This window comes from Caballeronia sp. M23-90, from assembly GCF_053574605.1.
The window spans coordinates 1-4,737 of record NZ_JBSIPA010000497.1 but is presented as its reverse complement, the minus strand read 5'-3'; the positions used below and the strand labels follow the sequence as shown (position 1 = coordinate 4,737).

At 60.9% G+C, this 4,737-nt stretch carries 7 protein-coding genes; 4 read left to right on the top strand and 3 right to left on the bottom strand.

Going from position 1 to position 4,737, the window contains the following annotated elements:
- Positions 1-226 precede the first annotated feature (226 nt).
- On the bottom strand, positions 227-505 hold the full coding sequence (locus ACRXB1_RS30925; protein WP_062172302.1) for a hypothetical protein: 279 nt from the start codon (positions 503-505) through the stop codon (positions 227-229).
- Between the two features lie 365 nt (positions 506-870).
- Here ACRXB1_RS30925 and ACRXB1_RS30920 point away from each other — a divergent pair, with 365 nt between their 5' ends.
- The 4 genes from ACRXB1_RS30920 (at position 871) to ACRXB1_RS30905 (ending at position 3,439) form a co-directional block, all read left to right on the top strand.
- Positions 871-2,370, top strand: coding sequence for an RAD55 family ATPase (locus ACRXB1_RS30920; protein WP_375507962.1), 1,500 nt, complete (start codon positions 871-873; stop codon positions 2,368-2,370).
- Positions 2,367-2,723: a response regulator gene (locus tag ACRXB1_RS30915; RefSeq protein WP_062172300.1), complete on the top strand. Its 357-nt coding sequence runs from the start codon at positions 2,367-2,369 to the stop codon at positions 2,721-2,723. The genes ACRXB1_RS30920 and ACRXB1_RS30915 overlap by 4 nt, the downstream gene beginning before the upstream one ends.
- A gap of 95 nt (positions 2,724-2,818) precedes the next feature.
- Positions 2,819-3,073 (top strand): CsbD family protein, encoded by a 255-nt coding sequence (locus ACRXB1_RS30910; RefSeq protein ID WP_062172299.1) that lies wholly within the window; start codon positions 2,819-2,821, stop codon positions 3,071-3,073.
- Positions 3,074-3,205: 132 nt separating this feature from the next.
- On the top strand, positions 3,206-3,439 hold the full coding sequence (locus tag ACRXB1_RS30905; protein ID WP_062172298.1) for a hypothetical protein: 234 nt from the start codon (positions 3,206-3,208) through the stop codon (positions 3,437-3,439).
- Positions 3,440-3,455: 16 nt separating this feature from the next.
- Here the strand turns inward: ACRXB1_RS30905 and ACRXB1_RS30900 are convergent, their stop codons facing one another.
- Entirely contained in the window at positions 3,456-3,683 is a 228-nt protein-coding gene (locus ACRXB1_RS30900) for a hypothetical protein (protein WP_062172297.1), read from the bottom strand.
- A gap of 71 nt (positions 3,684-3,754) precedes the next feature.
- Positions 3,755-4,737: AarF/UbiB family protein (locus tag ACRXB1_RS30895; RefSeq protein ID WP_449494208.1), on the bottom strand; the 983-nt coding region annotated here is incomplete at its 5' end.

Sequence of the window (4,737 nt, the reverse complement as noted above, 5' to 3'; positions counted from 1 at the left end):
GCCAGGTTTTTTGACGGGGTCGAGACCTCCAAGAAGCATACGGCCACTGTCTCTGCGCGCATCAAGTGTACGCCCCTGAAGTTTCTATTCATGAGGGTCGCGCCCAAGCGCGTGGGGCGGTTTTTTAACTACTTCGCCACCTGAAACACTCCATGCTTTAGAACGATTCCTGAAGCGATTCTTTAGCAACTTCGGCAAGAATTCCTGAAGCGTTTCAACCTGCGCTTTAGAGATCGTGGCGCAATCGGGGATGATCCGGACCGGGCTGGCGCGGATGCATATCGCCCATGTTGCTGACCGGCGAGAAGATGCGGTTATCAGCGGGCTGGTCGGGTACGGCCGACATGATTGCGCCATCCGACCGGTACGCGAACGGCGCGCCGGAGTAAATACCTGGATCGACCGACGTCGCGGCCATGCGGGATTCGGCGTGCGCCAGACTGCCAAGGGCGAACAGGCTTGTGGCCATCAATACGAACCGGGACAAAGCAGTAATTTGGAACATGAGCGGTCTCGCAGCCGGATGCCTGCGCGAACGGCCAGTGGACTGCGGACTCGAACAGGCGTGAAACTTGGAAACGAACGCGTGTGCGGGGATCGACGCAACACGAGTACGGCAAAGCAAGATGAGACCATTCGCCTGCTTTTCGGACCATGAGCAAGTTCTTAATTTCTCTCACAAGACATCGATTGCAGAGGCGCTGCGGCGGCTCTCGCCCCCGGGCGCGGAACGTGCGGAGAAGCTTAGTCACAGCGTCGCCGCATCGAAATGATTTCAAAGAAGTTCACAAATGCCGACATAGTGGGTCTTCTCGGCGATAATCCCGCTTTACGCGCCATCCTTGCCGGGCTACTCCACCCGAGATATTCATGACAGATCAAGCAATCCCCTCGACCCCGCCCGTTTCCGATCCGAACACCGTCACCACCGGCGTGCCGGGACTCGACGACATACTTGGCGGCGGTTTGCTCAAGGGCGGCTTGTATCTGATAGAAGGCATGGCAGGCGCGGGCAAGACCATCCTGTCGACGCAGATCGGGTTTCATCGCGTGGCCGAGGGTGACACGGTGCTCTATATCACGCTGATCGCCGAATCGCATTCCAAGCTGCTGTCGCATCTGAAAGCACTGTCGTTCTATGATGCCGACGCCATTTCGGACAAGATGTTCTTCGTCTCCGGTTATCACGAGTTGATGCGCGACGGCCTCAGCGGTTTTCTTGCGCTGATCGCCTCGACCATCAAGACGAACCGGCCGCGTTTCATGGTTATCGATGGATTTCGCAGCGCGCGCGAATTCAGCTCGACCGAGCTCGAGCTGTCTCAGTTCATCCACGAATTGAGCGCGTTTGTATCGGCGGCAGGCTGCACCACGCTGATCCTTGCGCCTCTGTCAGGCAACGAGCCGCATCCGGAACACACGCTTGTCGATGGCCTCGTTGAACTGAACCGGTTCGCGACCGGCATGCGGCGCACACGGGAAATCGAAGTGCACAAACTGCGCGCCCGCGATCACCTGCTGGGACGGCACTCCTTCAAGATCACCGCCGATGGCCTCGTCACATTCCCCCGCCTGGAAGCCCGTTCAATACTGCGCGAAAGCGCGCCCGACCTGAAGTCGAAGCTCGCGTTCGGGCTGCCGGATTTTGATGCCATGCTCGGCGGCGGCGTGGTCAAGGGATCGACCACGACCTTGATCGGGCCATCGGGAATCGGCAAGACGCTGATATCGCTGAAATTTCTGGAAGCAGGCACCGCCCGGGGCGAGCGCTGCGTTTATTTCGGCTTCTATGAATCGCCGGAGCGCCTGATCGCGAAGGCGGAAGGGGTGTCGATCAAGCTTGCCGAGGCCGTCGCCGATGGCCGCCTGATCATCGAATGGCGTCCGGCTGTGGAACTCGCAATCGATGAACTCGCGGCCGAGCTGCTGTCCGTGGTGAGACGGGTAGGCGCGTCGCGGCTCGTGGTCGACGGCATTGAAGGTTTCCACGATTCCGCGAACCGCACCGAGCGTTTCGGCCTGTTCCTGAACGCGCTTACACACCGTTTGCGTCAGGAAAGCGTCACCACGCTGCTGACCGAGGAGCTGCCGCTTTACGGCGACATGACGCACGGTGGGTCCATCCGGGCATCGGCGATGACCGAGAACATCGTGCTGTTGCGCTATGTCGAGACGACCACATCGTTGTACCGGATCGTCTCGATCGTCAAGCAGCGCGAGGCGGCGCACGATCCCTCGATCCGGCGTTTTCTGATCGATGAAAATGGCTTGCACCTGAGCGACGGGTTCGTCGGCACGACCACGCTTTTATCAGCGCGTGGCACGATTCCGCCGACCTTGTCCGCACAGGACGCCGGCACGCGGACATGAAAAAGATCCTCGTCGTCGACGATGAATTCGACCTGCTCACCACCTGGCGGCTCGTGCTGCAGATGGAAGGCTATGAGGTCGGCACTGCGTCCAATGGCTTGCGGGCGCTGGAATCGGTGCGTGCGAATCCGCCCGACCTGATCGTGACCGACTGGATGATGCCGATCATGGACGGCCTTGCGCTCTGCCACGCGCTCGCGGCCGACGACACCCTGGCGCAGATCCCTGTCGTACTCTCGAGCGCCGCTGCGCGCACACCGGAAGTGACACACCCAAAGCTGGAGTTTCATCGCAAGCCGCTGTCCATTGACTCGCTGATTGCAATCGTGACGCGCCTGATTGGTCCGGCCTGAGCCGCTTCACCGTGCCTGGGCACGAACCCTGCTCAAAAGAGTTTTCCGGTACGCCGGATTCTTCGATAAACCGCTTCACTAGAACGGGAGGCACCATGGTGCAGGATCAGGTAGAAGGCGCGGCGCAAACCGTCGTTGGCAAGGTTCAGGATGCGGTAGGCGGACTTACCGGCGATACATCGACGCAAGCTGAAGGCAAGGCGCGGCAAGCGCTCGGCACGATTCAGCGCAATTACGGCGAGACGCTCGACAACGTCCGCGAAGCGGTCATTTCGCAGCCGATCAACGGCGTGCTGGTCGCCGGTGCGATCGGTTTCGTACTCGGCGCGATCTGGGCGCGGCAGCGGTAATTTGAGCTGTGTTGAGGAATCCGGCTGCACCTCGAGGCGTGGCCGGTTTTTTTTCGCCCGTTTTTCTTATAGGCGCAGGCCGGGCGCGGTTGATGCTGAATTCCCGAAGGTAAGAACTTTCGGAGGAACATCATGACCATTACTGCAAACCGGCTGTCGGACACTGAAGTGCTGGTTGAGACAACTGTCTATACATTCTCGGATAGCACAGTCGCGGACGCCTTCTTGCGTTGTATCGGCCAGGAATCCGTCGATACATGCAGCGCCAATCACGCGCCGGTTTCATCCCGCGCCGCGAATGAGGAAAAAGCGGACGACCTTCCGCCTGGAAGCATCATCTCGCCCTCGCTTGGTGGCATGCCCTGAGAGCGGCCACCGCGTTTTACTTTTCGGGTTTGCCGTCCACGCGATCAGTGGAAGGCAGGCTCGATTTCCTCGACGTCCCTTTCGATACCCCTTCCGGCTCAGAGCTGTGCGAGCCGAAACCGCCCGTTCCGCTCGGCTCGGGCGAGTCACCGCTGCCAAGCGGCACTTCGGCAGTTTGCTTCGGGTTTTGTTTCAGGTCGCGGTTATCGGGTTCGCCGGGTTCCGACTTCGTTGTTGCGCTCATGATCTGCTCCTTTTTGGATGGGTACAGAACCAAAGGCAGCAACACCCGTTCCCTGGCGACGAGGATGCTGCCTAACGGATCGGATCCGAACGCGCCCTGACGCCACGCCGGTCCTGCCGCGCCACCCAGTCGGAAAGCAGATTCGGCACGCGAGGCAATGCGTGCGGCCAGTGCACCGCTTCCTTCACAACCTGCGCCATGACCCCGTGCGAGCTGAACTGATCAAGCGCCAGACGCACGATCACGCGACGGGCAATCTTCCAGACATCGATATCCGGCGCAATCCGCTGCGCCATCTCCTCGATGCTCTGGGCCGAGCGCGCCAGCAATGCCGCCCGCGATGCAATGCCCGTATGGGCGTCGGCGAAAGCATGTTCCAGGGGACCCTTGCCGAGCGCCGTGAACAGATCGGAGACGGTGCGGTGGCGGGGTGCATCGCCGGCAAAACGCTCTGCCTCCCGCCGGTACGTCGCCTCGACCCGCACCGTCTGCTGGGTTTCGTGCCCATCGTGCTTGCCGGGCGTGCCGTGGCGCATGTGTTCGCGCGCCGCCGCCTTGTGGTCGCCTCGCAAAAGCGCATCAGATCCGGTGACCAGGAAACTGCGTTCATGGGCCGCGAAAAAAGTGAGCGGCGAGTCGCCATCGAGCACCAGCCGGCCGAACGTATCCGGCTCGATGCTGACCGCCGCCCCCGCCGCTTCAAGACCGGCGTGATAGACGCCCTCGCCCAGCGCGATCTCGAAGAACGCCTCGATCCACGTTGCGATCAGATCGACCGGTTCGATGCCGTGAGCGCGCAACGCAGCCACGTCCGATAACGGCACACTACGCACTGATCGGGTAACAAGCGCGGTACCGCTGCATAAATCCCAGAGCACTTCGGGCACGACGACACGGACGTCGTTGTTCACCTCGTGCAGCCGGTAGCGCAGGAAACTTTGATCGGCGGCGCGTTGGCGAAGGTCGAGCATTGCATTGACGGTATCGCCCAGACGTGCAATCAGCGCGCCGACGTTCTGCGCGCGCACCTCGCGGGAAAAGCGTTCGGCCAGGA

Excerpts from the sequence above, each read along its gene's own strand:
- ACRXB1_RS30915 (WP_062172300.1), top strand. The coding sequence starts at position 2,367 with ATGAAAAAGATCCTCGTCGTCGACGATGAATTCGACCTGCTCACCACC.
- ACRXB1_RS30925 (WP_062172302.1), bottom strand. The coding sequence starts at position 505 with ATGTTCCAAATTACTGCTTTGTCCCGGTTCGTATTGATGGCCACAAGC.
- ACRXB1_RS30900 (WP_062172297.1), bottom strand. The coding sequence starts at position 3,683 with ATGAGCGCAACAACGAAGTCGGAACCCGGCGAACCCGATAACCGCGAC.
- ACRXB1_RS30910 (WP_062172299.1), top strand. The coding sequence starts at position 2,819 with ATGGTGCAGGATCAGGTAGAAGGCGCGGCGCAAACCGTCGTTGGCAAG.
- ACRXB1_RS30905 (WP_062172298.1), top strand. The coding sequence starts at position 3,206 with ATGACCATTACTGCAAACCGGCTGTCGGACACTGAAGTGCTGGTTGAG.
- ACRXB1_RS30920 (WP_375507962.1), top strand. The coding sequence starts at position 871 with ATGACAGATCAAGCAATCCCCTCGACCCCGCCCGTTTCCGATCCGAAC.